General features: G+C 64.3%; 1 protein-coding gene and 2 pseudogenes. 1 reads left to right on the top strand and 2 read right to left on the bottom strand.

What is annotated here, in order from left to right; all coding sequences use genetic code 11:
• Nucleotides 1-388: pseudogene (locus PGX04_RS02795) on the bottom strand (Vms1/Ankzf1 family peptidyl-tRNA hydrolase); the annotation flags it as partial.
• 29 nt (nt 389-417) lie between these two features.
• Nucleotides 418-810: a DUF5802 family protein gene (locus PGX04_RS02790; RefSeq protein WP_273737121.1), complete on the bottom strand. Its 393-nt coding sequence runs from the start codon at nt 808-810 to the stop codon at nt 418-420.
• A gap of 532 nt (nt 811-1,342) precedes the next feature.
• Here PGX04_RS02790 and PGX04_RS02785 point away from each other — a divergent pair.
• Nucleotides 1,343-1,888 (top strand): annotated as a pseudogene (locus PGX04_RS02785) (hypothetical protein); the annotation flags it as partial.

The raw sequence follows: 1,888 nt of genomic DNA, 5'->3' as shown, positions 1-1,888 counted from the left end.
GTTCACCGATTACGTCGTTTAGATCGGCGCGAACGGACTCGGGCACCCCACGTCCGTCGTCCACGCTGGCGGTCAGCGCGCCTTCCGGGCCCGTTCGAACCGACGCCAGCCGATCCAGAACCGCCTCGAGCCGGGGGCCGCGAAGCTGGTCGCGGCGTCGGACGGTCAGCTCGGTCTCGTCCGCTTCCACTCGCTCGAGTTCGCCCTCGAGTTGGGCGATCCGATCCTCGAGGCGGTTGATCCGCTCTTCGGCGTCCTGTCGTGCGGTGGCGGCCTCGGCCCGCCGTTCGGATTCGGCCTCGTAGCGCCTTCGCAACCGCTCGTTTTCCGCTTCGAGTTCGTCGATGCGCGCGTTGAGCGAGGCGCGGCCGAGCAACCTATCGAGCATCCGGCCGAAATCGGGAAGCGAGGCTACTTCTAGGTTCCGGCGTTCGGCGGCTCGTCACCGGTTGGCCCCGCGTCGTCGGCTGGCAAGCCCCCGGCGAACGAGAGCAGCTGACGGGCGCGCTCGCGCCGGGCCAGAAACACTTCCCGGAGCGATGGCGGGTTCCGGACGTCGGTCCCCTCGAGCATCGATTCCGGCAACGCGAGCGTGTTCGTCGGGACGGCGTCCGCTCCGTGAACCGGGAAGTGACTGGTCTCGAATTTCATCACCAGCGGCGTGTCGAGTCGCTCGAGGCCGTCGCCGGTGGCGTACACTTCCTCGTTGATGCGTTCGTGCTGGTCGCTGTGCATGAGTGCGTGATCCCCGTCGGTCGGGGTCACGTAGAGACGTCCGAGATAATAGCTTCGCGAGAACACCTCGAACATGGTAGTGTATAACACGGTTCGAAGTGATATAACTGTTGGCAGGGAGGGGAAAGCCGACGCGCTATCAGTGCGTTCACCGTTCGGCGGTCGCTCGTGCGATGCTCGGAACGATCGGTCGTGGATCGATCCTATTAGATCTCAGACAGTGTCTGGTCAGCGGTCACTTCGCTCGAGTCCTCATCACAACGCGGTGATCCTGAGGTCCCTCCAGTTGTAGTAGCGGCGATTGTGGCGTCTCTCCGATCACGGTATCCGCGCTCATGGCGCTTCTCCTATCTCAGTAGCGAGCGATCGTGACGCGACTCCGACCGGAGTAGCGAGTGATTGTCGCCTCGCTCTCCGAGTGAAACGGTTTGAACCATCCACTAAACACCGGTGAACCGGGCCCGCAAACCGTCGGCGGATCGACCACGATGACGGGCACTCCACCCGCCTTGAACGCTCAAAACGAATCTCAGCGCTCGGTCGGTGCGATTAAACGATTCGAACGAAGCTCCGTCTTTTTAGTACATTCACGCGGACAAGAAAGACGATGAGACGCACGCGATCGGTCGCTCTCCTGGTGCCCCTCACCATCGTCGGTCTGACTGTCGCGCTGCTCGCGAGCGGTGCCGTCGCGAACACGTTTACGGCCGCCGACGCCGGCGGTGTCCAGTCCGACTCGACGAACGCGTCCGTCGGGACGGTAATGCAGGCGAGCGCAGCCGATACGGCGAACGGGGTCGAGTCGGGAATGTTCGATGCGGCCTACGAGCGCGCCGACAACGAGAGTCGGGCAGCGGTCGTCAACGAGCGGGCCGACGATCTCGAGGCGAAAGTAACTGCACTCGAGAACGAACGCGCCACCCTCGAGTCTCAACGCGAAGAGCTCTCCACGGGGGCCTACCGATCGCAAATGGCCCGGCTGACGGTTCAGATCGCCAGCCTCGAGCGGACGATCGAACGAACGGAGTCCCGCGCCGACGAGGCCGGCATCGGCGGGGATCGGCTCTCGGAACTACGAGGGAACGCGACCGCGATCCGCCAGGCCGCTTCGGAACAAGCCGGGCCGGGTGTCGCAGCGGTCGCTCGAGGAGTG

Source organism: Natrinema soli, assembly GCF_028618695.1.
This window is presented reverse-complemented; position numbering and strand designations above follow the sequence as displayed.